Source organism: Candidatus Aalborgicola defluviihabitans, assembly GCF_016705985.1.
GTDB lineage: Bacteria > Pseudomonadota > Gammaproteobacteria > Burkholderiales > Burkholderiaceae_C > Allorhodoferax > Allorhodoferax defluviihabitans.
Map to the genome: position 1 here is coordinate 293,711 of NZ_JADJKN010000008.1, position 24,690 is coordinate 318,400.

General features: G+C 59.8%; 19 protein-coding genes and 1 pseudogene. 7 read left to right on the forward strand and 13 right to left on the reverse strand.

The window, feature by feature from the left end:
• Nucleotides 1-3: 3 nt before the first annotated feature.
• Together IPI80_RS11790 and IPI80_RS11795 are read right to left on the reverse strand one after the other, a co-directional pair.
• The gene (locus tag IPI80_RS11790; RefSeq protein ID WP_413860263.1) at nt 4-1,122 is read right to left on the reverse strand and encodes a glycosyltransferase family 2 protein; all 1,119 of its coding nucleotides are present in this window, start codon (nt 1,120-1,122) and stop codon (nt 4-6) included.
• Nucleotides 1,119-2,321 carry a PLP-dependent aminotransferase family protein gene (locus IPI80_RS11795; protein WP_413860265.1) on the reverse strand — a complete coding sequence of 401 codons (1,203 nt, stop codon included), beginning with the start codon at nt 2,319-2,321 and terminating at the stop codon, nt 1,119-1,121. The genes IPI80_RS11790 and IPI80_RS11795 overlap by 4 nt, the downstream gene beginning before the upstream one ends.
• A gap of 154 nt (nt 2,322-2,475) precedes the next feature.
• On the opposite strand from IPI80_RS11795, the gene IPI80_RS11800 reads away from it, so the two are divergent.
• Complete coding sequence (locus IPI80_RS11800; protein ID WP_413860267.1) at nt 2,476-7,236, forward strand: NAD-glutamate dehydrogenase; 4,761 nt, start codon at nt 2,476-2,478, stop codon at nt 7,234-7,236.
• 209 nt (nt 7,237-7,445) lie between these two features.
• On the opposite strand, the gene IPI80_RS11805 is transcribed toward IPI80_RS11800, so the two are convergent.
• Nucleotides 7,446-8,120 (reverse strand): hypothetical protein, encoded by a 675-nt coding sequence (locus tag IPI80_RS11805; protein WP_413860269.1) that lies wholly within the window; start codon nt 8,118-8,120, stop codon nt 7,446-7,448.
• A gap of 144 nt (nt 8,121-8,264) precedes the next feature.
• Here IPI80_RS11805 and IPI80_RS11810 point away from each other — a divergent pair, with 144 nt between their 5' ends.
• Nucleotides 8,265-9,347, forward strand: coding sequence for an IS110 family transposase (locus IPI80_RS11810; RefSeq protein WP_413860271.1), 1,083 nt, complete (start codon nt 8,265-8,267; stop codon nt 9,345-9,347).
• 307 nt (nt 9,348-9,654) lie between these two features.
• Here the strand turns inward: IPI80_RS11810 and IPI80_RS11815 are convergent, their stop codons facing one another.
• The 5 genes from IPI80_RS11815 to IPI80_RS11835 all read right to left on the reverse strand — a co-directional run bounded on the left by IPI80_RS11815 (nt 9,655) and on the right by IPI80_RS11835 (nt 13,374).
• Nucleotides 9,655-10,503, reverse strand: a complete 849-nt coding sequence (locus IPI80_RS11815) for an HNH endonuclease (RefSeq protein ID WP_413860273.1) — start codon at nt 10,501-10,503, stop codon at nt 9,655-9,657.
• A 150-nt stretch (nt 10,504-10,653) separates the two neighbouring features.
• Nucleotides 10,654-11,412 carry a DUF4062 domain-containing protein gene (locus tag IPI80_RS11820; protein ID WP_413860275.1) on the reverse strand — a complete coding sequence of 253 codons (759 nt, stop codon included), beginning with the start codon at nt 11,410-11,412 and terminating at the stop codon, nt 10,654-10,656.
• 20 nt (nt 11,413-11,432) lie between these two features.
• Nucleotides 11,433-12,437 (reverse strand): transposase zinc-binding domain-containing protein, encoded by a 1,005-nt coding sequence (locus IPI80_RS11825; RefSeq protein WP_413860423.1) that lies wholly within the window; start codon nt 12,435-12,437, stop codon nt 11,433-11,435.
• A gap of 132 nt (nt 12,438-12,569) precedes the next feature.
• On the reverse strand, nt 12,570-13,079 hold the full coding sequence (locus IPI80_RS11830) for a tyrosine-type recombinase/integrase (protein WP_413860277.1): 510 nt from the start codon (nt 13,077-13,079) through the stop codon (nt 12,570-12,572).
• A complete protein-coding gene (locus IPI80_RS11835) occupies nt 12,964-13,374 on the reverse strand; it encodes a hypothetical protein (protein WP_413860279.1) in 411 nt (136 codons plus the stop codon). The genes IPI80_RS11830 and IPI80_RS11835 overlap by 116 nt, the downstream gene beginning before the upstream one ends.
• A gap of 668 nt (nt 13,375-14,042) precedes the next feature.
• On the opposite strand from IPI80_RS11835, the gene nth reads away from it, so the two are divergent.
• The 3 genes from nth to IPI80_RS11850 are packed head-to-tail and all read left to right on the forward strand — an operon-like array spanning nt 14,043 to nt 16,895.
• On the forward strand, nt 14,043-14,687 hold the full coding sequence (gene nth, locus IPI80_RS11840; RefSeq protein ID WP_413860281.1) for an endonuclease III: 645 nt from the start codon (nt 14,043-14,045) through the stop codon (nt 14,685-14,687).
• A 40-nt stretch (nt 14,688-14,727) separates the two neighbouring features.
• Nucleotides 14,728-16,059: a TAXI family TRAP transporter solute-binding subunit gene (locus IPI80_RS11845; protein WP_413860283.1), complete on the forward strand. Its 1,332-nt coding sequence runs from the start codon at nt 14,728-14,730 to the stop codon at nt 16,057-16,059.
• 29 nt (nt 16,060-16,088) lie between these two features.
• Nucleotides 16,089-16,895 (forward strand): Yip1 family protein, encoded by an 807-nt coding sequence (locus tag IPI80_RS11850; protein WP_413860285.1) that lies wholly within the window; start codon nt 16,089-16,091, stop codon nt 16,893-16,895.
• A 16-nt stretch (nt 16,896-16,911) separates the two neighbouring features.
• On the opposite strand, the gene IPI80_RS11855 is transcribed toward IPI80_RS11850, so the two are convergent.
• The gene (locus IPI80_RS11855) at nt 16,912-18,618 is read right to left on the reverse strand and encodes a PAS-domain containing protein (protein ID WP_413860287.1); all 1,707 of its coding nucleotides are present in this window, start codon (nt 18,616-18,618) and stop codon (nt 16,912-16,914) included.
• A gap of 185 nt (nt 18,619-18,803) precedes the next feature.
• Here IPI80_RS11855 and IPI80_RS11860 point away from each other — a divergent pair, with 185 nt between their 5' ends.
• On the forward strand, nt 18,804-20,846 hold the full coding sequence (locus IPI80_RS11860) for a prolyl oligopeptidase family serine peptidase (RefSeq protein ID WP_413860289.1): 2,043 nt from the start codon (nt 18,804-18,806) through the stop codon (nt 20,844-20,846).
• Here IPI80_RS11860 and IPI80_RS11865 read toward each other — a convergent pair whose 3' ends face one another.
• Nucleotides 20,847-21,431 (reverse strand): histidine phosphatase family protein, encoded by a 585-nt coding sequence (locus tag IPI80_RS11865; protein ID WP_413860291.1) that lies wholly within the window; start codon nt 21,429-21,431, stop codon nt 20,847-20,849.
• Nucleotides 21,432-21,549: 118 nt separating this feature from the next.
• On the opposite strand from IPI80_RS11865, the gene IPI80_RS11870 reads away from it, so the two are divergent.
• Entirely contained in the window at nt 21,550-22,254 is a 705-nt protein-coding gene (locus IPI80_RS11870) for a carbonic anhydrase (RefSeq protein ID WP_413860293.1), read from the forward strand.
• Nucleotides 22,255-22,342: 88 nt separating this feature from the next.
• Here IPI80_RS11870 and IPI80_RS11875 read toward each other — a convergent pair whose 3' ends face one another.
• The 3 genes and pseudogenes from IPI80_RS11875 to IPI80_RS11885 form a co-directional block, all read right to left on the reverse strand.
• Nucleotides 22,343-23,185, reverse strand: coding sequence for an adenosylcobinamide-GDP ribazoletransferase (locus IPI80_RS11875; RefSeq protein ID WP_413860295.1), 843 nt, complete (start codon nt 23,183-23,185; stop codon nt 22,343-22,345).
• A 3-nt stretch (nt 23,186-23,188) separates the two neighbouring features.
• Nucleotides 23,189-24,268: a nicotinate-nucleotide--dimethylbenzimidazole phosphoribosyltransferase gene (gene cobT / locus IPI80_RS11880; protein WP_413860297.1), complete on the reverse strand. Its 1,080-nt coding sequence runs from the start codon at nt 24,266-24,268 to the stop codon at nt 23,189-23,191.
• Between the two features lie 16 nt (nt 24,269-24,284).
• Nucleotides 24,285-24,602, reverse strand: a pseudogene (locus tag IPI80_RS11885) (cobyric acid synthase CobQ); the annotation flags it as partial.
• Nucleotides 24,603-24,690: the final 88 nt, after the last annotated feature.

Sequence of the window (24,690 nt, forward strand, 5' to 3'; positions counted from 1 at the left end):
AGTCTACTGCCCAAAAACGGCCCGCGTCCGGGACATGAGCGGCAGCATACGCCGATCTGGAAAGAGAAATACCAGTGAAAAAATGGCGCGCGGCAGCCACGGCAGGTGGGGCAAGATGCCCTTGGCACCCTTGTAGCTATCCCAGCACATCTCATTGTCCATTTGGTACTGCATCTTGGCCTGCCCCATGAATTGCCAGAAGAAACGCAGTGAGATCATGTGCACGCGGTAACGATCCTTCCCCTGACGGGTGTAGTTTGCGATGAGCTTGTTCCAGTAGTACACGCGACTGGCAAGCATGCGGTGGGAGAAACTGTAGTTGTCACCATACATGCGCCAGCGCAATGTGGGGATGGGTAGGTAGAAAAACTTGAATCGCTCGTAGAGCCGCAGAAACAGGTCATCGTCCTCGTAGCCCGACAACTTTTCGTCAAACCCACCCACCGCATCAAAAGCAGACTTCTTGATAGTCATCAGGCCAGGCATCACAAAGATGTCTTTGAAAAGAATATCCTCCAATGACGACTTGGGATGTGGCCAGCCACAGTGGTACTGGCCATGGATGCGTCCAAAAGTCACGTTGTCGTCGCCATCGATGTTGTCCGCGTCGGTGTACAGCACGTCTATGGTCTTATTGGCCAGCCAGGGAATTACTTTTTCCAGCTTGTTCTCATACCATTCGTCGTCCTGATCCAGGAAACCGATGTAGTCTCCTTGACTGGCCCGTGCACCAAAGTTCCTCGCGCAGGACTGCCCGCCATTGGCCTTCCTGAGGTACTGCACCCGCAGCTCTGGGTGGGCCTTCAGATAGTCCTGGCAGACCGCATGGGTTTCGTCGGTAGAGCCATCGTCAACAATGACCAACTCGACGTTTTTGTAGGTCTGGTTGGCGATGCTGTCCAGCGCCTTGATCAGAAACTGTTTATTGACACGGCACGCGTTGTAAACCGGCATGACCACCGAAACCAAAGGAGTCTCAGGGTTGGGCCCAGGCTCGTTGATGGCTTCGCCGGCAAAGCCCTGGGTCACCACGGGCAGTCCACTAGGCCAAGGAGTTTGGCCGAGCAGTGTCTTCATCCACCGATGTAGCACGAACTTGCCGCGTTCTACGCTGTGCTTCATGCGACCAGCGCCGCACCCAAACGCCCGACGCCCTCTTCAATCTTTTCGACCGATGCCGTCGCGAAGCTCAGGCGCAGGGTCGACAGATCGGGGTTGGACGCATAAAACGGGGCACCCGGTACAAAGGCCACGCCCTTCTCAATCGCCCTCTTGGCCAACTCGCCGCCGTCAATCAGCTTGCCACCGGCCCCGGTCAAACGTGCCCACACAAACAGGCCGCCTTGCGGTTGGACAAAATCAATCGCATCACCCAGCTCTCTGCGCAGCGCGCTGCCCATGGCCAGAGCACGTTCGGCGTATACCTTCCGAACATGGGCCAGCGTGTCTGGCATGCGCCCAGCCTTGAGGTATTGCGCGGCGGTAGCCTGCGCGAAGGTGCTGGTGTGGGCATCGCTGAACTGCTTGCACATAGTGGCTTTGGCCAGCAGCTCGGGCGGGGCAATCATCCAGCCAACACGCAGCCCAGGGCTCAGCACCTTGCTCAAGGAGCCGCAGTGGGCCAGCAACGCGCGGCTGCCGGGCACATCGGCGCTCAGTGCCAACAGACTGGGCGGTGGTGCGGCGTTGAAGTACAAATCGCCATAGGGGTCGTCTTCCACAATCAGGGTCTGGTACTTCACCGCCAGTTCCAGCACTTTTTTCCGGCGCTCCAGGCTCAACATGGCACCGCTGGGGTTGCCGAAGGTGGGGATCAGGTAGACAAATTTGGGCTTGTGTTCGGCGATCAAGGCTTCCAGTGTGTCGGTTTGCACGCCATGGGCGTCTATCGGGGCACTGATCAGCTCTGCGCCATACAGACGGAAGCACTGAATCGTGGCCAAAAAAGTGGGGCCTTCCACAATCACCTTGTCGCCGGGGCTGATCATGGTCTTGCCCAGAAGGTCCAGCGCCTGCTGGCTGCCAGTGGTAACGATCAGGTCCTCGGCCGTTACGTCGTTACACCCCTTGCTCGCCATAAAGGCTGCCAGTTGTTCACGCAACGGGGAGTGCCCTTCAGTGGCGCCGTATTGCAAAGTTGCACCGGGCTCGGTGCTTAGCGCGGCGTTGACGGCCTCGCGGATACCGTCCACATCAAACATGGCCGGGTCGGGAAAGCCGCCAGCAAAGCTGATGATGCCGGGCTTGCCCAGCAGCTTGAATAGCTCGCGGATGGCGGACGTTTCTACATTGTTCAGACGGGTTGCGAATTGAAGTGGCATGGCGTGGGTTGAATGAAATGGCAATGCAGCGATGGTACCGCTTGAGCGTAATGCGACTCTTGCATAAGTCCATGACTGCCAGTAGAAAGACCGACTCAAGCACCGGGTGCAGGCCTAGAATCCGCCACATCCAAAAGATATCCAGGAGCACACAATGACCATTACCGCGCTCGCCGAGCTGCTGTCCTATACCCGGGAACACGCAGGTCCGGCTTCCAGTCGAATCACCGATTTCGTCGCTGCCTATTTCGAAAACACCGACCCCGACGAACTGCAAGCCCGTGGCCCCGTCACTTTGTTTGCCATTGCCAACGCACATTGGCGTCTGCTGGATGCACCCCGCGCTGCTAATACAGCGCGCATCCGGGTCTTCAACCCCACACTGGCTGAAGACGGTTTTGTCAGCGATCACACGGTGGTACAGATCGTCAACGACAACATGCCCTTTCTGGTGGATTCGGTCACCATGGCCATCAACCGCAACAACCGCACAGCCCACTGGATTGTTCACCCCTTGCTCAGCATCACACGCGATGCCACGGGCAAAGTACTCACCGTCAGCAGCGCTGCTGCCGCTAGTGCTGCCGGGCGCACTGACCCAGTGGAGTCCCTCATTCAGGTGGAATGCGACCGGATTGTGAGCGCCGACGAACAAAAGGCCCTGGTTGATGAGCTAGAACAAGTGTTGAGTGACGTGCGCGCCGCTGTGCAAGACTGGCGCGCCATGCTGGAGCGCGCGCAGGCCATGGCCGCTGAGGCAACCAGTTCTTCACTGTCGCCCACCGACCGTCAGGAAGGCGTCGATTTTCTGCGCTGGCTGGAAGACCGCCACTTCACCTTCCTGGGCGCCCGTGACTATGAACTCAAGCGCGAAGGCGATAGGGTCAGTCTGGTAGCCAAGCCCGAAACCGGTCTGGGCATTTTGCGCGGCCCGGTTCACACCCTGGAGACCCATCTGCCGGCTGAAGCCGTGGCCCTGCTGGAATCCAACGAACTGGTGCTGGTGACCAAAGCCATGACGCGGGCCACGGTACACCGCCCGGCCTGGTTGGACTATGTTGCCGTGAAGCGCTTTGACGCAGGCGGCCAGGTGATTGGTGAGGCGCGCTTCCTGGGTCTGTACACCGCCGCCGCCTACTCGGCGCCCGTGGGCGAGATTCCCCAGGTACGCAGCCGTGTTGCCGCCGTAATGGCAGCCGCTGGCGTGGTGCCCGAAAGCCATGCAGCCAAATCCCTGCAATCCATTTTGGATGTGTACCCGCGTGACGAGCTGTTCCAGATAGATACCGCCACCCTGAGCGACCATGCCATTGGCATTCTGCGCCTGCAGGAGCGCCAACGCACCCGCCTATTCCTGCGCCGCGACCCGTTTGGGCGCTTTACCTCGGCCTTGGTGTTTGTGCCACGCGAACGCTTCAATACTGAATTGCGTGTCAAGATCGGCAATGAACTGATGGCAGCGCTCGATGGACAGTCCATCGAATTCACACCCATGCTGACCGACAGTCCACAGGCCCGTATTCACTACCTGGTGCGCGCCAAAGACCACGCACCCCAGAACGTCAGTCTGGCTGCCCTGGAAGCCCGCATCGCCCGCCTGACCCAGCGCTGGGAAGACGATTGCACCACCGAACTGTTGCGAGCCCATGGCGAAGGCCCCGGCCTGGCCATGGCACACCGTTTTGCCGAAGCCTTCCCCACGGCCTACCGCGAAGACTTCTCGGCCCAGGTCGCCGCCGAAGACGCCGACATGTTGGCGGCCCTGTCTGCCGACGCGCCTCTGGCCGTCAAGCTATACCGCCCACTGGACGCCGTCCCGGGCACACTGCGCTTCAAAATCTACAACACGGCCAAAGTGGCCTTGTCCGACTCCCTGCCAGTGCTCGAACGAATGGGCGCACGCGTGCTGGACGAGCACCCCTACCGCATTGGCAACAATGACCAGACGCTGTGGATCCACGACCTGGGCCTGCAACTGCCGCCCAACACCGATCTCGCCACCGTCAAAGATCGCTTCGAATCCGTATTTGCCAAAGCCTGGCGCGGTGAGGTGGAAAGCGATGACCTGAACCGACTGGTACTGGTCACCACCCTGGACGCACGTGCCATATCGGTCCTGCGCGCCTACACCCGTTACTTCAAACAATTGGGCTTTGCCTTCAGCCAAAGCTACATCGAAGCAACTTTGGCCAAGAACGCCAGCATTGCGCAGTCCATCGTCGAACTGTTCATGGCCCGCTTCGACCCTGCGCAAACCGGGGATCGCACTGCGGCGCAACAGCAAATCAAGCAGCGCATAGACACTGCCTTGGGTCAGGTTGCCAGCCTGGACGAAGACCGTATCCTGCGCCAATTTGTCGCCACCGTGCAGGCCACCTTGCGCACCAACCTGTGGCAGACCACATCTACAGGCAGCGCCAAACCTTACCTCAGCTTCAAGCTCAATCCGCGCGAAGTACCCGGTGTTCCCGAGCCCAAACCCCTGTTTGAAATTTGGGTGTATTCACCCAGAGTCGAAGGCGTGCACCTGCGCGGCGGCAAGGTGGCCCGTGGCGGCCTGCGCTGGTCCGATCGACGCGAAGACTTTCGTACCGAAGTTCTGGGCTTGGTCAAGGCCCAGCAGGTCAAAAATACGGTCATCGTGCCGGTGGGTTCCAAGGGCGGTTTTGTGCTCAAAAATGCCCCCCCAGCGAGCGACCGCGACGCCTTCATGGCCGAGGGCATTGCCTGCTACAAATTGTTCCTCTCGGGTCTTTTGGACATTACCGACAACATCGTCAAGGGCACCGTGGTGCCACCACTGCACGTAGTGCGCCATGACGTGGACGACCCCTACCTGGTGGTAGCCGCCGACAAAGGCACGGCCAGCTTCTCCGACATTGCCAATGGCGTGTCCGCCGACTACGGTTTCTGGCTGGGCGATGCATTTGCCTCAGGCGGCTCGGTTGGTTACGACCACAAGAAGATGGGCATAACCGCCCGTGGCGCCTGGGAGTCTGTCAAGCGCCATTTCCGCAGCCTGGGCCACAACACACAAACAACGCCCTTCACGGTGGCGGGTATCGGTGACATGTCGGGCGACGTGTTTGGCAACGGCATGCTGCTGTCCGAACACATCAAGTTGGTGCTGGCCTTTGACCATCGCCATATCTTTATCGACCCGACACCCGATGTAGCGCGCTCGTTTGCCGAGCGCAAACGTCTGTTCAATTTGCCGCGCTCAAGTTGGGACGATTACGACAAGAGCCTGATTTCGCAAGGCGGCGGCGTTTTCCCACGCGGCGCCAAGTCCATCAAGCTCAGCCCAGAAGCCCGTGCCGTTATCGGTATCGACGCCGAAGAACTGCCACCGGTCGAGCTGCTCAAGGCCATTCTCCAAGCACCTGTCGACCTGCTGTACAACGGTGGCATCGGCACCTATGTGAAAGCCAGCTTTGAGACCCATGCGCAAGTGGGTGACAAGGCCGGAGACGCGTTCCGCGTCAATGGTGCCGAGTTGCGTTGCAAGGTTCTGGCCGAAGGTGGCAACCTGGGTTGCACGCAAAACGGTCGCATTGAGTACGCACAAAAAGGCGGACTCATCAACACCGACGCCATTGACAACTCGGCCGGTGTGGACTGCTCCGACCACGAAGTCAATATCAAGATCCTGCTGGGCGGCGTGGTGGAAGCCGGCGACCTGACCCTGAAACAACGCAACGACTTGCTGGCGTCCATGACCGACGAGGTGGGCCACCTGGTACTGCAAGACAACTATTACCAGCCTCAGGCATTGGACATTGCCACACACCGTCCGATGTATGTACTGGACGGCCAGCAGCGCCTGATGCACTGGCTTGAAGGCAGCAAACGCCTCAACCGCGCCATTGAGTTCCTGCCAACCGATGACGAAATCGCCAAGCGCCGCGCCCGCAAGGTAGGCCTGACTCGTCCTGAAAACGCCGTGGTACTGGCCTATGCCAAGATGTCCGTGTATGACGAATTGGTGGCCAGCAACCTGCCGGATGATCCATTCTTCAGCCGCGCGCTCAAGGCCTATTTCCCGCAGGTGTTGACGCAGAAGTTTGGCCCTGCCATAGCCGCCCACCCCTTGAAGCGCGAAATCATCGCCACCTTCATCACCAACACCGTGCTCAACCGCACCGGGGCGACCTTTGTCAACTTCATCGCGACCGAAGCTGGCGCGAACACACCCGACGTGATTCGCGCCTTCACCCTGGCCCGTGAAATCTTTGACCTCGAAGCCCTGTGGGACCAGATCGATGCGCTGGACTACAAGGTGGACGCCAGCCTGCAACTCGACCTGCTGACCAAGTTGATTGCCATAGCGCAACGTGCCTCACGCTGGATGCTGCGCATCCGCGCCGAGGGAACTGACTTGCCCACACTGATCCAGCGCTACCAGCCGGCAGCACGCGAAATGCGCCAGAACCTGGCCGTCTGGTTACCCGCCACCGCGCAGGCTGCCTGGCAGCAAGCGACTGATGTACTGGTCACGGCCGGAGTCGAAGCCGAACTGGCGCAGAACCTGACAGCGCTGGAATTCATCTTCCCGGCACTGGATCTGGTAGACCTGGCCCAAAGCGCCAACACCAGTCTGGAGCAGGCTGCACGCGCCTACTTTGCCATCGACGCAGAACTGGGCCTGACCGAATGGCGCACCCAGATCAACCGCCTGCCAACCGACACCCTGTGGCAAACCCAGGCTCGTGGCAGCGCGCGTGATGATGTGTATTCCATTGCCCGCCAGATCACGCTGGGCCAGCTCTCCCGCAAGGAAGATGTGGCCACATGGCACACGCAACACAGCCAGGCCATCGAACGCCTTCACAGTTTGCTGACCACCATCAGCACACAAGCGGCAGACCTGGCCCCGGTATCCGTGGCCCTGCGGGAACTACGCCACCTGGCCTGAATGGTTCGCCCCACGTTCATCCGCGAGCGTCACTACCGCCTTTGCCTGCGGCAGGGTGCTTGCGGCAGCTGACTCTAGGACTGGAACGCTGCGGATGCCGACGTAGCCCAGAAACGGCGGCAGTCGTTCGATTGGCTGCGACTAGCCCCGCTTTTACGCTGCCGCTCAGCCGACGCCGTAGGCGGTCGGATGCAGCGGCCTGTTAGAGATCATTTGCCCCTCCAGATTGAGCCGAAGTTGAACTGCTTGTAAGGATCAATTTTCTTGGCCAACAGATGGACCTTCAAACTCTCTATGGAGCCAGTCACTAAATCGCGGAAGAAGTGGACCGGAAACGTCAGTTCCCATTGCCCCTCCCTACCGAGGTAAGACATGTAGAACGGCCGTTTGGCCGTGCCAGATACATCCCATCCATAGCCTGGCTCCCTGAACTCGTGTACAAGGTTATTGCGGTATGTGTAGAAGAGTTCTGAATAGCGCGCGCCTTCAACGAGTTTCATCTCTGCGGTGTCAGCTAGCGAGGCAAGCTCGTGAACATGGGGTGAGTGCTGAAGTCCGACCCGCACACCTTCACCCCACGATTGCAACTCCAGTGACACATGTCGGTACAGCTTTCGTCGGAATAGGCCGGCCAACCGGAGTTTCAATTGCAGTTGCGGAAGACTGACGCGTTCAGAATCCGTCCATTTTGAGAGGTCGCGAATCAACTGCGTTAGCCGATCTCTGTTGCCTTTGTAGCCATAGGCCGCCCTAGCTAAAGGATCGAGCGCCGTCGCGTACAGAATCTTTCGATGCAAAGGCGAGGCCACACCCCCGACAGACTCCATCACGCCCTCGACGTGAGCAATGAACCCATCGACTTCGCTCTTGTAGGGTGCCGTCATGATCTCTCATGCTTGACTTAAGCGGCTGGCCGTAGGCCAGTCCGCTTGAATGATGGGATGGACTCCCCCGTCTTTTTGCGCAACAGTGGCGCTCTGGTCGTCATAGGCATGGGGATCAGGTCTTTCAATCGTAAGGAGTCCGACATGAATGCTACTACTGTTGCCGTCGATCTTGCAAAGTCTGTCTTTCAACTTGCTGTGGCTGATGAACACTGGAAGATTATTGAAACCCAGCGCCTGACGCGCACCCAGTTCGAGCGTTGGTTTCTCAACCGGGAAGTAAACCTGGTCATCATGGAAGCCTGCGGCTCAGCCCACCACTGGGCGCGCTGGCTCAATAGCCTGGGTATCGAGGTTCGCCTGCTGCCCGCCCAGTACATCCGCGCCTACGTCAAGCGCAACAAGACCGACGCGGCCGATGCTGCCGCACTTCTGGAAGCGGCGCGTGCGTCTGACATGCGTCCCGTGCGGGTGAAGTCCGTCGAACAACAAGCGCTGCAAGGTATGCACCGCATTCGTTCCTTGTGGATGGGCACACGCACTTCCCGCATCAATGCATTGCGCGGCTTCTGCCGTGAGTTTGGCATTGCCATCCCTGTGGGTGCACGCACGGGCGTGGAAGCAATCAGCCGCGTGCTGGCTGACCCCAATACGGCAGTGCCGGATTTGATTCGTGGCACAGCCAAACTGCTGATTGAAGAAATTCGACTGCTCGAAGCCCGCATTGCGCAGCTGGAGCGTGAACTGGCTGCCATTGCCAAGCTCAGTCCGGCTTGCACGACGTTGCTGTCGATTCCGGGTATCGGGCTGCTCACGGCCACTGCCTTGGTGGCAGCGACTTCTGGCGATGTGAGCCATTTCAAGGATGCGCGGCATTTTTCCAGCTGGTTTGGTCTGACGCCCAAGGAGTACAGCTCGGGCAGTAGCCGCCATCTGGGGCGTATCTCCAAGAAGGGGGATCGCTACTTGCGCATGTTGCTGACCCACGGGGCCAGGAGCGTGCTGCGTGCGTCCAAGGTGGCGCAGGACGCCGGGCGCGAGGTGTGTGGCGTGCGCCGCTGGGCATTGGATGTGCAGAGTCGAAGCAACCACAACAAGGCGGCTTGTGCACTGGCCAACAAGCTGGCACGAATTTGTTACGCCACGCTGCGGGACAAGGAGCCGTTTGGCGAGAGTGCCAGGCTGAACAAGAAGATCAATAGGGAGAGTTTTGTGATGTCAGCTTGAACTGCAAGCATTCGAAACAGCCGTCACCAAGAAGAAACTGAACACCCATCACGCGTTGCGACGAGATTGATCGACCATCATGGCCAACCGGGTTCACCCCACACCGATAGTCGCCGATAACTCTTCCGGCTCATTTGCAGCCGTTTGTACCGATTGGCGCATCGGTGACGCAGATTCCATGTCGGCACGGACCAAAGCAGAGTCCACACCAGATGCCGGAAAACGAGAAGCAGGCGCTTCCCAGACTGCCAAACTATCGATTAGTTTCTTGAACTTGTGGGGGAGTCCATATACGAAGGGCTAGCAGTCAGCTTTTGGCCGGTTGCCAGCGAATTTTCCATTGTTCAAAGTGATGTTCGAGCCGCGCAGCATCTGGCCTAAGCGAGGGGTCTTTGGGGAATTTGACAATTCGACTATGGAGTTCACCGTAGTGCGGTAATAGTCCTGGAGCGAGCCACACTGCCGTCGTCTTTGGTTCAATCGAAAGGAGGAACAGATCGAATAGAGTGTGCATGTCGGCGCGCATGAGAATACCATTTGACAGTTCGTAGTTCCGATCTTCGGCGAACGGAAATACGTGTGCGGCTTCCAGCGCTTCCTCAGCACCGCAGTCTGTGATTGCGCAGCGCACGCCATACGCGAGCAACAATTTCGCTCTGAAGTCCGCCTGGCCGCGACGGGTCCATATTGCTTGCAGTAGCCGTTCGTCCGTAGGCGTGACTTCGACTGAGGCAGTTTCAATCTCTGGTGTTCGTGGGGCATCCGTCAGACGATCCGGTTGTGTGATTTGTAATCGGAATGAATCGAGCGGCTCTTCGCGCAACGCGCCTGAAATGACCTGTAGTGCCTCGGGTACCTGCGGCGCGGTCACAGCTTGGGCCTTCGGTTCCCCCGCAAGTCGACCTTCAACCTTTCGGCGTCCGTCCGTAGTCAATCGCAGTTCGGTCCCGAAGGGATCCGCTTTGAGCCAACCGTTGGCTTTCCAGTAGGTAATTGTCCGTTCCCGAAGTAGGAAGCGTAGTAGGTCCTCGCGCATTGAAACGTCCGAGGCTACGGCCTCGGGCCTATTGCTGCCTTGCGCCGCCATGAAGCTGGCGATGGTATGAGCGGAAAGGCGCTTTCCCGTAAGTTCGGCCTTTGGGCGGTAGATGAGCACAGGGGTCTCCTTCTGACGGCTAACGTTGAAATTCAGTGGGCGGCGAAGCCGATCCACTGCAATGCCGGGTTAGGCCTTACGGCAATTGGTCGACAATTTCGTACCCCTTGCGAGTGACTTTGAAGATGTTGCGCTTCGAGCCGACCGCGGCTAGCAGGCCATCATTCTCAAGCTCTTCAAGAGCGGAAGTCCAGATTGCTCGTGAGCGATCGTTATTGTCTTCAATGAGGTTCTTCCCTCGGACCTGCAAGACATAGCCGCTGAGGTGAGAGAGGTGTAGCACCTGCCCCGCCGGATCAGCGACGCATTCCTTGAGCAAAACGGGCCCTTTGACAGAGTTGGCCCAGGTTCAAGCTCAAGAATGGTGGGTGAGCCAGCTGGCTCAGCAGCTGTTTGAAAGTAAGCGTCTCTGTTGACCTTTAGCTGAAGTTGGCGATACAGCTTTGTACGGAAGTCTTGGACATCGCCATATGGTTCATATAAGCCTCGTGACTGACAACTCAATTTGAACTCTTTCAGGCGACGATACTGATCCGCGTCAACGCTATCCGGCAACACGGGTGCGCTTGAAAAGTAGAGCATCGTTGGGCGACCCGTCTTGATGTGTTCCTCGATCTCTTCGACCGTGCCGCTTGCGTACTCACCTGTAGCAGTGCCAATTCGGGTCCAGAAGACGCCGACGAGAAGATCGCAGTCGTGCAGTATTTGCTTGTTAATCAGTGCTTGAGGCCGGTCGCCCATCTCTGGCACGGAGTGTGTTTCCCATCCAATCGGAAGGAGAACTTGGCATCGTGCGTCAGAGCTGACCACGTTCCATTCGGACAGAACCTCTCGCACGATGCTGCGTTCGGCGGATACGTCGCTGGGCGACGCGATCATGACTTTGTAGACGATGGCGGAGTAGCTCATATCGGTTTCTCTTGTGAGGCTTAACAATCAGCGTTTACCCCACAAACTGGCAAGCGAGGACCGCGGCACTGCCGCAGCGGCGGCGGGTCTGGGCAATAGGGGTTGCCAACCGGGGGGGGGGGGGGGGGGGGGCTTGTCCGGGCGGGGGTCCGGGGGCACGCAGTTGCCAGCCAGGGGCGCGCTCCCTGGTTCCGGCCCTGGCGCCTCCCCGGGCCCCCCCGCGTGCCCGGGCGGGCGGCCGCCCCCCCCCCCCCCCCCCCCCCCCCCCCGCCCGGCCCGCCGCCCCCCCGCCGCCCCCCCCCCGCCCCCCCCCCCCCCCCCCCCTTGGTCACCCCTGACGGTAAAAACCACTTCACTGTGCGTGAGCGCCTTGATGCGCTCGTTGCCACTGGCCGTGCGGTGTGTGGCGGCTGAGGTACTCCAGCGTTTGTGCTGGACCACCCAACGGCGTCTTGGCATACACCACCCAGTCGTGGCGGTATAGATCTCTTTGGCGTTGTCCGGGCACCGCCCTGCGGATCGTGGCGATGTCTGTACTTTGATGGGCCCGGCCCAAGGCCGCCGAAACTTGCCCCGAAACACCTTGGACAGGGCCTGCACCGGGAACGAAAGTCGGGCTTTCGGATCGGCGTGTGCCAGCGGCCTTGACCCTGATCATCTTGCACCAGCACACCGCAGGCCATCACCGCATGCACATGGATGTGCAACCGCAAGTCCTGGGTCCAGGTGTGCAGTACCGGGGCTGAAGGCCGGGGGTGCCACCACCAACCCCATCCAACGCGCATTGGCCGCGAACTCAGACAGTGTTTGGGCGGTGCTGGCAAACGGTGTCGATGACCCAGCGCGGGTGGTACTGGTACAGGGCATTGAGGCTGTGCGGCAGCGTGAACACACGTGGGCATAGGGCCATTCAACACATCCGCTAGACGCCCCTGCAGCCAGGCGTCCTTGGCACGCGATCCGCACTGCGGGCAGTGTCGATTGCGGCAGGAGGTGGTATTGCCAGTGGCTGGGCAAGTCTCCAGGCCGGCTGCTGGCCCCCAGTGCCGTCCTGCACGCGACGATGCCGCGCCAGGCCTTGGCCTGGGGTGTGGACAGGGTGCTTTACCAGATGTGCCGCATGCTGGCGCAGCACATCGGCCAGGGTGGCCACGCGCTCAGCCTTGCCGTGATCGTTTCAGGTCTTGGGCAGGCCCGCCAGCAGGTCCAATGGGGCCACGTCTTTGGGTGGTTTTGAACTGCGGGCTGATGAGGTGCAGATAACGGCTGGTGGTGCTGATGTGGCCGTGGCCCAAGAGGCGGCTGATGGTGTACAGGTCCACGCCACCTTCGAGCAAGTGGGTGGCAAAGCAGTGGCGCAGGGTATGGGTGCCACCATGCTTGACGATGCCGGCGCAGTGTCGGGCCGCTTGGTAGGCGCGTTGCACGGCTTCGATGTTGACGCACGTCGTGCCATTGGCGTTGGCAAACAGCCAGCGACCTGGGGTTGCTGCGGAGCATAGGTTTGGCTGTATTGGCGCAGCAACGCCAACAGGCTTGGACTGAGGATGCCTAGCGGTCGGCACCGCCTTTGCCGGCCGTAACCCGCACGCACATGCGATCTGGCGCGCTGTCGATGTCATCCACGCGCAGTGCGCAGGCTTCGGAGATACGCAGACCGGCCGCATAGATGGTTTTGCAACACGGTTCGGTAAACCGGATGCGAGCAGCAGGCAAACAGGTGCGTGACCTCTTGGCGCGCGAGCAACTCGGGCTGCTTCTGTGGCACACGGGCCATGGGCGGGCGCAGGTGGACGATGCCGCTGGCGCGCCCCAGCACGGTCTCAAACAGGAAGCGGCTGGCGCTGGCAGCGTGGTTGACGCTGCTGTAGGAGGCTTGCGGTCCTTGACCAGGTGCAGCAGGTAGGCCTCGATCTCAGGCGGGCTCAACAAGTCGGGACTGCGGTGGTAGTGGCGTGCCATTCGGGCGACGGCATCGGTGTAGCACTCCTGGTCCGTTCAGCCAGGCCGCGCACGGTCATGGCGTCGAGCATGCGTTGACGTAAGGGGTGTCATGCGGTTTCTCCTCAAAGCCGGGGAACATTCCCCAACTCCAAGGCTTTACCTCAGGCCCGTCTTGCAAGTAGCCCCGAAACACAAATGCAGTGGCGGCGCACCGTGCACTAGCCACCGCGTAGCGGTTTAGTTCAACTTAATTTAGCCGAGCGCCTATCTTGGCATTTCCAAGCTAGGCGACGAAATAACCTGCCGGTCAGGTTTGAACGGTGCCAGTGGCAACCGGTTAAGCTGCATGAGCGCTCAATTCTTGTCAACGTTGCGTTGGACTTTTGCATGGCATCCATTCTACAAACCGGTCGGATATCCTGGCTAACCACAGCCCATGGCTGTTATGGAGGAGCCGCTGGCCTTTGCTCTCAAAACTCCTGCCGTCGGTTCACAGTTCCATTCGTTTCCCGAACCTTAACGAATGAAGGGGTGGCAAAAATGACTGTAGCCCTCGTGAAATATACGGGTATAGCTACTATTACTATAGCAATTTGACTGGCAACCCGGCCAGAGTGGCCAGCAGTGTGCTCTACTCAACTTGAGCCCGACAATAGGCTTTTACAGTCCGGACCCACAGAAGCCCCATGCAAGCGCCCCAGATCGAAATCTTCTTTGCCACGCTTCAGGCGGCCAACCCGGCGCCGGTGACCGAGTTGGAGTACACCAGCGTTTTCGAGTTACTGTGCGCCGTGTTACTCAGCGCACAGGCCACCGATGTCGGCGTCAACAAAGCTACGCGCAAGCTCTACCCGGTGGCCAACACGCCGCAGGCCATCCTCGACTTGGGTCTGGATGGCCTGGAGTCGTATATCAAGACCATCGGCCTGTACCACAGCAAGGCCAAACACCTGATGCAGACCTGCCGCATGCTTGTGGATCTGCATGGTGGCCAGGTGCCGCGCACGCGCGATGCGCTGGAGGCCCTGCCGGGCGTGGGCCGCAAGACTGCCAACGTGGTGCTCAACGTGGCCTTTGGCGAGCCCACCATGGCGGTGGATACGCATATCTTTCGCGTCTCCAACCGCACGGGGCTAGCCCCGGGCAAGACACCGCTGGTGGTAGAACAGCAATTGCTGCGCCGTATTCCTGCACGCTTCTTGGTGGATGCCCACCACTGGCTAATCCTGCATGGCCGCTACGTCTGCCAGGCACGCAAACCGCAGTGCTGGCAATGTGGCGTCAGCGCGGTCTGCGATTTTCCCGACAAAACACCCGCCCCCACACACTGAACACGGCGCCGCGCCACCACAGGCGTGCTAAGGTCGCGCCGTGAGTCAAACTATTCGTTACACCCTGTTGTCGCTGCGGGACCTGCTGGTTTCCGTTGGCCCCTTTGTCGTCCTGGCCGTGTCCCTGCTGGGGCTAGCTTATTGGTGGTTGGACCCCAACCCGCCCAAGCATGTCACGTTGGCCACTGGGCCAGAACAAAGCGCCTACGAGGCTTTTGGCCAGCGCTACGCGGAGCTCTTGGCCAAAGACGGTATCACCGTGAAACTGCTGCCCTCTGAGGGCTCTGCCGACAACCTGCGCTTGTTGCGCGAAGGCAAGGCCGACCTGGGCTTTGTGCGCGGTGGCACTACACAAGCCGACGATCCAGCCGATGCCGGCCTGGAATCGCTGGGTAGCCTTTTTTTGGAACCCGTATGGCTTTTTTACCGCGAAGCCGCCGCGCCGGCCGACACCACGCCACCGCAAACCCTGGAGTCGCTCACACAATTGCAAGGCCTGCGCGTCAATGTCGGCACCCCCGGCAGTGGCATCCCCAATCTCATGGCCAAGCTGCTCGACAGCAACCACATTGACGCGGCGCAGCTCACCCTATCCGAGCTGGGGCAGACGCCCGCCACCGTAGCCCTGCTGGCAGGTGAGCTGGATGCCATTGTGTTTGCGTCTGCTCCCGAATCCAGCCTGGTGCAGATGCTGTTGCAGACGCCGGGCATCAAGCTCATGGACTTTGCCATGAGCGAGGCCTATTCACGGCGCTTCTCCTTCTTAAGCCCGGCTGTGCTGCCGCGCGGCGTGGTGGACCTTGCAGCCAATATTCCACCGCACAACGTGCGCCTGGTGGCACCCACCACCACGCTGCTGGCACGTACCGAGACACACCCAGCCCTGGTGCAATTGTTTGCCCTGGCGGGCAACACCATCCACGGTGGCGCCGGCTGGTTCAAGCACGCACGGGAGTTTCCCAACATCAAAAATAACGAGCTGCCGCTGGCCCAAGAGGCTGAACGCAGCATCCAGGGCGGAGCCCCATTGCTGCAACGCTACCTGTCGTTCTGGATGGCCAATTTGGTGGAACGTATGTGGCTGGCCATGGGTATCATCCTGGCTGTTCTGCTGCCGCTGTCACGGGTGATTCCACCGCTGTATGCCTTTCGGGTGCGCTCGCGCATCTTCCGCTGGTACGCGCAATTGCGCGAACTGGAGAACCGGGCCGAAGACACTACCGATACGGCACCGCTACTGGAAGAACTCAACCTGCTGGACCGCCATGCCGAGAAAATCAGCGTGCCGCTGTCCTACACCGAAGAGCTCTACGCCTTGCGTAACAATATCCAGTTGGTGCGCAAGAAGCTCCAGCGCACGGGCACCCACTAATTTCTTCTTTTACAACAGCGAGTTTTGCCATGGATTTGATTGAGCGCGCACGCGCAATGGTTCTCAACCCCGGCCCCACCTGGCCTATCATTGAACAAGAAAAAACCGATTGGCCGAAGCTGTTCTTCCCCTACCTGGCCACGTTGGCCCTGATTCCGGCGGTGGCCAGCTTTATTGGCTGGAGCGTGTTGGGCTTTGGCAGTTTTGGTGACGTCGTGCGCCTGCCGGTGCTCAGCGGCCTGGGCTTGATGGTCAGCCAATATGTGCTGACCCTGGTCATGATTTTTGCGTGGGGCTGGTTCATCAACCTGCTGGCCCCCAGTTTTGGCGGCCAGAGTAACCTGATCAATGGCCTCAAGCTGACGGTGTATGCCAGCACACCAGCCATGCTGGCGGGTGTCTTTGGCGCCATGCCCGGCCTGGGCTTTCTAAGCCTGGTGGGCGGTCTGTATGCCCTGTATCTGGTGTACCAGGGCCTACCCGTGCTGATGAAGAATCCACCTGGAAAATCGATCACTTACATGGCCATGGCCATGGTGACGGGCATTGTCGGCAGCCTGATGTTGAGTATGCTGAGTTCGTTGTTCATGCCCGCATCCGAGGTCGGCACACAGGGCGCAAAGGGCAGCCCCAGCACTTCAATCAGCACGCCCCAGGGTGACGTACCGGCGAGCACCGCACCCAGCAAAGGAGATGCGCCGTCCGACACCCTGGTAACCGTCAAGACACCTGATGGCGAAGTCAAGGTTGTGGCCGAAGGCTTACAAGATATGGTCAAGCGCCTGGAGGCCATGGCGGCGGAAAAGGAAAAGGCCAAGGCTGCCCAGCAGAAGTAAGCACGGGTGGGGGCCGTCAAGTTGACGGTACCTGTTTGGGTAATCGGATCTTGAAGCGCGTGCCGGCTCCCACTGCAGACTCCACCTGCAAACTGCCGCCCAACGTACCATTCACCAAATTTTCCACAATCGTGGTGCCCAATCCGGTGCCACCATGTCCAATTTTGGTGCTGAAAAACGGCTCAAACATCTGCGCCAGATTAGCTTGCGACATCCCGAGTCCGTTGTCGGAAACACGTATTTCGACTTGCTCACCCAGATCTATCGCGGCAATTTCCACACGTCCATCACCACGGCCTTCAAAGGCGTGCAGGTAGGCGTTGTTGATCAAATTGATGAGCACCTGGCCCAGCGCACCGGGGTAGCTGTCCAAAACAATGCCCTCTGGCACTTGCACCACCAGTTCTTGGGGGTAGCGCTTCAAACTGGGGGACAGTGTTTCAACCACCTCGGTAACCATGGCCATTAAATCAAAGCTGCGCCGTTGCTCGCTGGCCTGGTCTGCGGCCACTTGCTTGAAGTTTTTGACCAACTCAACTGCACGGTGCAGACTGCGCTCCACCAGGCGGCTGCCATCGCGCATCTGGGCTACAAAGTCAATTAATTCGCTACGTTTGAGTGCGCCAATGTCAAGCTGCTGCGCAAACCGGTGCGCCAAATCACCACAGGTACTGGCGGCAATCAGGCTATTGCCCAAGGGCGTGTTGAGTTCATGCGTGACGCTGGCCACCAGCGTGCTGAGCGTGGCTTTGGCAGCACTGCGTGCCAAAGCTTCTTGTGAGGTTTGCAGGGTTTCCAGCGTGGCCTGCAACTCGACGGAACGCTCTGCCACGCGCTGCTCCAGTGTTTCATTGAGTTTCAGAATGCGGTTTTCTGCTTCTTTGCGCTCACTGATATCCATGTAAGTGGTCACCATGCCGCCATCTGGCGTTGGCGTACCAAGAATCTCCAGCGTGGTGTCACCACCTGGGCGTATACGTTCAAAATAGTAAGGTAAATGGCGCATGGCAACATCGACGCGCTGTTGCACCAGTGTGTCCGGGTCTCCGGGTCCATATTCCCCACGTAAGGCGTTGAAACGCGCCAGGTCAACAAAGGATACGCCGGGTTGGCACAGTTCGGCTGGCAGATCCAGCAATTCACGGAACTTGTCGTTACACAGCTCAATCACCAGATCTGCATTGGTGTAGCTGATGCCCTGGTTCACGTTGCTCACCACCAGCTCCAGCAGCGCGGCTTTGTTCGCCAGTTCTGCCTCGCGGCGCTGTAGCTCTGCAGTACGGTCTTGTACACGTTGCTCCAACTCCGCACTCAGCGCCTGCAAAGCGTGCTCGCGTTGACGCGGGACCGTCACATCGGTATAGGTGGTGACCATGCCGCCATTAGCCAACGGGGTGCCACACACTTCGATGATGCTGCCGTCGGGACGGGTCCGCTCAAAACGGTGGGGCAAAAACTGCTGCGCCAGCGCCAGACGCTCGCGCACCTGGGTGTCAATATCACCGGGGCCATATTCGCCTTGTGTCGCGTTGTAGCGCAAGGCCTCTTGCATCGTGATTCCCGGTTGGCACAAGGCATCCGGGAAGTTCAGCATCTGCTGAAACCGGCTGTTGGCGGCCACCAAGACCAAATCGCCGTCAAATACGGTAAAACCGATGTCGAGCTGGTCCAATCCCTGTGCCAGCAATGCCAGCTTGGCGCCCTCTCCCAGCTCAATCGTCATGCGTGCTCCAGTGCGGTTTTCACAAGGCGTTACAGTCTACGGTTTTTGCGTTTCGGTAGTGACATTCGGAATGCACAGTTTTACCCTAAATGATGGAGTTACGCTTGAGAACGTGCCACTTAAAAACTGCTCTCTTCTTACTCTGCGTGGGAGTCAGCGCAGTCATGCCACTGAAAGCCCAAACCATGACCCCAACTGACCCCTACCTCTGGCTGGAAGAAGTGCAAAGCGATCGCGCCCTGAACTGGGCCCGCGAGCGCAATGGCCAGTCGCAGGCTGTGCTGGAGGCCGTGCCCGGCTTTGCCGCCACCAAGGCCAAACTGCTGGACGTCCTCAACGACAAGGCCCAGATACCGTATGTAAGCCGAGTCGGCGGCTACTTTGAAAACTTCTGGCGCGATGCCAATCACGTCCGCGGTATTTGGAGGCGCACCACGCTGGAGGAATACCGCAAGCCCGAGCCCCAATGGGAGACCCTGATCGACCTGGACGCACTGGCCAAAGCGGAAAATGAAAACTGGGTCTGGGCTGGCGCCACGTGCTTGGAGCCTGACTACAACCGCTGCCTGATCTCCCTGTCGCGTGGCGGGGCCGATGCCCGCGTAGTGCGGGAATACGACCTGGCAAAGCGCGAATTTATGAAGGACGGCTTCACCCTGCCCGAGGCCAAATCGCAGGTGGACTGGCTCGATGCCAACACCCTGTTGGTGGGCACTGATTTTGGCCCGGGCAGCATGACCAAGAGCGGCTATGCGCGAATCATCAAAGTCTGGCAGCGCGGTACACCTCTGTCTGCTGCAACCCAGTTGTTTGCAGGCGCAGAGTCTGATGTGTCCGCCTTTGCGAATGTGGACCACACACCCGGGTTCGAGCGCGTGGTTGTAGGGCGCTCCACCGATTTCTACAACAGTGAAAACTTCTTGCGCCAAGGCGACAAATTGGTGCGCCTGGACCTGCCCACCGACGCGTCCATAAGCTGGCGCAGGGAATGGGTGTTTGTTGAGCTGAAGAGCGCGCTGAAAACCCCCAAGAATGAATTCGCGCCGGGTTCGCTGTTGGCGATTCGCTGGGACGCGCTGCTGCGCGGCGAGCGTGACTTCGACGTGTTGTTTACCCCTACCGCCACGCGGTCGCTGGCAGGCAAAGGCATGACGCGCGACCACTTGCTGCTGAATATTCTGGACAACGTGGCAGGCCGCCTGGAAGAAGTGAGCTATGCCAACGGCACCTGGGTGCACCGGGTGGTGGATGCCCCGTTCCCCGGTACCTTGAGTGCCAAGGGTTTGCACGACGCGTCTGTACCCAATGACCGCTACGCCAACCACTACTGGCTGAACTACGCCGACTTTCTGACACCCGACAGCTTGTACCTGGGCCAGGTGGGTAGTGACAAGCGCGAGCTATTCAAGAGCCGCCCCAAGCAATATGACGCCACCGGCATGCGGGTGGAGCAACGCTTTGCCACCAGCAAAGACGGCACGCAAATTCCCTACTTTGTGATTTGGCCCCAAGGCACCAAGCCCGATGGCAGCAACCCCACTATCCTGTATGGCTACGGCGGCTATCAAATTTCCCTCCAACCTTCCTACAGTGGCGCCTACGGCAATGGCTGGTTCAAGCGGGGGGGTGTTTTGGTGATTGCCAACATCCGCGGTGGTGGCGAGTTTGGCCCGGTATGGCACACATCGGCCACCAAGGCGCACAAGCAACGCAGTTACGACGACTTTGCGGCAGTGGCTGAAGACCTGATTGCCACCAAGATCACCAGCGCGCCGCATCTTGGCATTTGGGGCGGCAGCAACGGTGGACTGCTGGTGGGCGCGGTCATGGTGCAACGCCCCGAGCTATTTGGCGCAGTGCTGTGCAGCGTGCCGCTGTTGGATATGAAGCGCTACCACAAGCTGCTGGCCGGCAACAGCTGGATGGCAGAGTACGGTGACCCTGACAAGGCCGAAGAATGGGCCTGGATCAGCCAATACAGCCCCTACCAAAACGTGAAAGCCGGCGTGAAGTACCCCAAAGTGCTATTCACCACGTCCACCCGCGACGACCGTGTGCACCCCGCCCATGCCCGCAAGATGGCGGCGCGCATGTTGGAGCAAGGCCACCAGGTGCTGTATTACGAAAACATCGAAGGCGGCCACGGCGGCGCAGCAGACAACACCCAACGTGCCGAGTTGCTGGCGCTGGAGTTTTCCTTCTTGTGGGATACGCTGAAGAGAAACTAGTCAGGTTTGCACCCACCACTGCCCAAAGGCCGGTGCCGCCTTCGGCCATTGTTCGGCTCGGTCGGTTTGGCGCTGGCCCTGGGCCAGCAACTGGGCGGCGCGAATAACGCCAGCATGGGCAATCCACACGGTGGGCTGCCCGCTGGCCCGGGTTGCATCCCACGCGGCGCCAACGCGGTCCATGAAACCCTGCACACATTCGCCGCCACCACAACGCCAGGTGGCAAAGGCTTGGGTCCAGCTCTCCAGTTCGGCTCGGTCAATGGCGTCCCAGCGCTGGCCTTCCCAGCGGCCAAAATCCATTTCTGTCAGCCTGGCGTCAAAAGTACAAGTCAAATCGGGCCGTAGCCCTCGTAGAACCTTCGTAAGCTGCTCACATCTTTGTAGCGGTGACGAAACCAACGCCAGGCCAAGGGGCAACGCGTCAGCCAGTGCCTGCGCGGCCAATTGCGTGGCGTGGGGGTCGGCAGCCACATCCATCGCGCCATAGCAAACACCGGGCTCCACCAGCGGTTGGGCATGGCGCACCAGCCAGAGCGCGATGGCTGGGGCCAGCGGTTGATCAACGCCTTGGCTAGTGCTCATTTTGAATAATCAAAAAAACGAGTTCAAACATAGGTAAGCAGAAAGTTCCTGTCTGAAGTACGCTACTTCTGTTCCACGCGATTTTTCAGATTAACCCAATCCCGGAAAGGGCAGCACCATGGTATCAAGACGTCTCGCTGTGCAGTCACTCAGCACTTTGTCGGTCGCCGCTTTCGCCAGTAGAGCCAATGCCGAGCAAAGTTGTGAAGTGTTTACATCCGCCACACAAGGGGCTACAACACCGGATGCGGCGCTGCAACTTCTCAAAGCTGGCAACGATCGCTTCGTTGCGGGAACAACCCGCAATTGCGACATGCTCAAGCAATTGAAGGACACCGCCAAACAGCAATCGCCGTTTGCTGTGGTCGTCGGCTGCATCGACAGCCGTGTTCCCCCCGAGCTGGTTTTTGACCAGCGTTTGGGCGACATCTTTGCCGCGCGGATCGCGGGTAACTTTGTCAACACTGACATTCTGGGCAGCCTGGAATTTGCCACGCAACTCGCCGGCGCCAAGCTGATTGTGGTGCTGGGCCATACGGAATGTGGCGCCATCAAGGGTGCGGCGGACAACGCCAAACTGGGCAACCTGACGGCCATGCTGGAGAATATTCGTCCATCGCTCAAGAAGCTCAATTACCAGGGCGTTCCCAGTTCCAAGGACAAAGAGCTGGTGCAAAGACTCGCTGATCAAAACGCCAAGGATGCGGTTGCGAAAGTGACGCAAAAGAGCGCTGTCATCAAGAACCTGGTGGCGCTGGGCAAAGTCAAGGTCGTCGGTGCAATGCATGACATTTCAACCGGCAAGATTACCTGGTTCGCCTGATATCACCCAACGACATGCAAGGGCAGCCAAGGGTCGGCAAGCTGCCACTGGCGACCGTCTGTTCTTACCCGCATGTGAATATTCGCACTCAGAGCGCCAACGCCAAGCCCAGGTAGAAGGCGATCTCGCACACCTGCTGGGTGGCGCCCAGACCATCACCCGTAAAACCTTGCAGGCGGCGCCACAGCAGGCGCCCCATATAGGCCCAGGCCAAGGTTGAGGCCAATACGCCCGCCAGCAAGGGACACAAACCAGCCAGCGTTGGCAACGAGAACACTCCTGAAAACGTAGCGGCCTGTGCAGCGGCGACGAGGGCTAGAGCCCCAAAACACCACAAACCACCTACCAACAGACCAGCAACACTGATCTGGTCTGCCAAGGGCTTGGATTTGGAGCCAGCTGCGTCACCCACATGCGCCATGAGCCGAATCAGCAGCAGCGGCCAGGTGCGCGACACCACATGCGCCGCAAAAAGCCCCAACACCATCCAACGCGGGCTGACCGAGCCGATGAGTGCCAGCAACGCAACCTTGGCCAGAAGCGCCAGCACCACCGCCAGCACGCCAAAGGCGCCAACGCGCGAATCCTTCATGATGACCAGCGCGCGATCGCGGTCGGAACTGCCACCCAGTCCATCGGCCACATCAGCCAGACCGTCTTCATGGAAAGCGCCGGTCACCAGCACGCTCAAAACCGTGCCCAGTACCGCCGCCACCAAAGGCGCAAAGGCGCTATGGGGTAACACGGCCAGCAGCAACGCGGTAAAACCCGCCACCAAGCCCCCCACCACCACACCCACCCCCGGAAAATGCGCCGCACTGGCACGCAGCATGGCAGGACTGAATCCGACCCAGTCGGCCAGCTTGCCCGTCACCGGAATACGACTGAAAAACTGGATAGCCAGCAAAAAGTGGCGCAGCGCCCGGGCCATGCGTCAGGCTACGGATTCGCCGTTGTCTGCCTTCTCGGACACTCCAGCGGACTCAAAACTGGCCATCTCACGCAGAATGGCGCAGGCCGATTGCAGCAGCGGCCAGGCCAGCGCGGCACCCGAGCCCTCGCCCAGGCGCAAGCCCAGGTCCAGCAGCGCCTGCACGCCCAGGTGCTGCAACATGAACTCGTGGCCCCGCTCGCCCGAGCGGTGGGCAAACACGCAACGTTGCAGCACCAGTGGCTGCACGGCGTGCGCCACCAGCACCGCGCTGGTGGCAATAAAACCATCCACCACCACCACGCGGCGCTCGTCTGCGGCCTGCAGCACGGCACCGACCATGGTGGCAATTTCCAGCCCGCCCATAACAGCCAGCACATCCATGGGTGCAGTGACCCGCGCATGGCGGGCCAGTACTGTGCGCAGTACGTCGGTCTTGCGCAGCACGGCATGCGCGTCCAGGCCCGTACCGGCGCCCGTGCACTGGGCAATGTCCAGCCCCGTCAACTTGGACAGCAGCAAGGAGGCTGCCGACGTATTGCCAATGCCCATCTCGCCCAACAACAGCGCATTGCCCGGCAGCTCTTTGACCAAGGCCTGCCCTTGGGCCACGGCTTTCGCGCACTCGGCCTTGGTCATGGCCGGGCCCTTGCTGGAGTCGCCCGCGCCCCAAGCCACCTTGCGCACCTGCAAACCAGCCCGCGTGGCACCGGCTGGCATATCCATCAAAAAGTTGTGCATCACGCCGCAGTCCACCACCGTCAACGCCAAGCCGTGTTGGCGCGCCAGCACGCTCACCGCCGCGCCACCGGCCAAAAAGTTTTCGACCATTTGCCAGGTCACATCACTGGGATAGGCCGACACGCCACGCGCCGCCAGCCCGTGGTCTGCCGCGAACACCACCATCTGCGGCTGGTCCAGCACCGGGTTCTCGGTACCCAGAATCTGGCCCAGCGTAAGCGCCAGGTCTTCAATGCGCCCCAATGACCCCAACGGTTTGGTCTTGTTGTTGAGCTTGTGTTGCAGGGACTGGGTGAGCAGCGGATCGGTGATGTCGGACAACAGAGGCAATTGAGAGTACATGGCGCAGTATCGACTTTCAAGAGGGGTTGGATGAGGCGATCAGAGAGGCCAAAACACCGGCCTCGAAGTGTTGGGAAATATAGTCGGCCAGACCGTCAAACACCGAGTCCAGCGTCGGCGCGTTGGCACCAAACAGGGCCTGCAAAACAGCAGGGTCTTCAAACAAACCATGCAGGTACACACCCAGCACGTTACCCGCACCGTTGCACCAGCCAAGCCCATCGGGCAACACCACACGCGCCACGTCACCTGCCTTGGCCATGGCCGGATGCTGCGCCGTCTGTCCATGGTGAATCTCGTAGCCGGTAACCGAAACGCCAGCAAGCAAAGCCCAAGGCGATGAGACCCCAGAACCCTCAACGCTGGCATCCACAGGAACCGGGTGGCGCAAGGCGGAGTCGGGGGCCGATTTCTGCGCATTT

Bases quoted from the DNA above. Each gene is read 5' to 3' on its own strand.
- IPI80_RS11790 (WP_413860263.1), bottom strand. From the start codon at position 1,122: ATGAAGCACAGCGTAGAACGCGGCAAGTTCGTGCTACATCGGTGGATG.
- IPI80_RS11795 (WP_413860265.1), bottom strand. From the start codon at position 2,321: ATGCCACTTCAATTCGCAACCCGTCTGAACAATGTAGAAACGTCCGCC.
- IPI80_RS11800 (WP_413860267.1), top strand. From the start codon at position 2,476: ATGACCATTACCGCGCTCGCCGAGCTGCTGTCCTATACCCGGGAACAC.
- IPI80_RS11805 (WP_413860269.1), bottom strand. From the start codon at position 8,120: ATGACGGCACCCTACAAGAGCGAAGTCGATGGGTTCATTGCTCACGTC.
- IPI80_RS11810 (WP_413860271.1), top strand. From the start codon at position 8,265: ATGAATGCTACTACTGTTGCCGTCGATCTTGCAAAGTCTGTCTTTCAA.
- IPI80_RS11820 (WP_413860275.1), bottom strand. From the start codon at position 11,412: ATGAGCTACTCCGCCATCGTCTACAAAGTCATGATCGCGTCGCCCAGC.
- IPI80_RS11830 (WP_413860277.1), bottom strand. From the start codon at position 13,079: ATGCGGCCGGTCTGCGTATCTCCGAAGCCTGCGCACTGCGCGTGGATG.
- IPI80_RS11835 (WP_413860279.1), bottom strand. From the start codon at position 13,374: ATGGCACGCCACTACCACCGCAGTCCCGACTTGTTGAGCCCGCCTGAG.
- nth (WP_413860281.1), top strand. From the start codon at position 14,043: ATGCAAGCGCCCCAGATCGAAATCTTCTTTGCCACGCTTCAGGCGGCC.
- IPI80_RS11850 (WP_413860285.1), top strand. From the start codon at position 16,089: ATGGATTTGATTGAGCGCGCACGCGCAATGGTTCTCAACCCCGGCCCC.
- IPI80_RS11855 (WP_413860287.1), bottom strand. From the start codon at position 18,618: ATGACGATTGAGCTGGGAGAGGGCGCCAAGCTGGCATTGCTGGCACAG.
- IPI80_RS11860 (WP_413860289.1), top strand. From the start codon at position 18,804: ATGACCCCAACTGACCCCTACCTCTGGCTGGAAGAAGTGCAAAGCGAT.
- IPI80_RS11865 (WP_413860291.1), bottom strand. From the start codon at position 21,431: ATGAGCACTAGCCAAGGCGTTGATCAACCGCTGGCCCCAGCCATCGCG.
- IPI80_RS11870 (WP_413860293.1), top strand. From the start codon at position 21,550: ATGGTATCAAGACGTCTCGCTGTGCAGTCACTCAGCACTTTGTCGGTC.
- IPI80_RS11875 (WP_413860295.1), bottom strand. From the start codon at position 23,185: ATGGCCCGGGCGCTGCGCCACTTTTTGCTGGCTATCCAGTTTTTCAGT.
- cobT (WP_413860297.1), bottom strand. From the start codon at position 24,268: ATGTACTCTCAATTGCCTCTGTTGTCCGACATCACCGATCCGCTGCTC.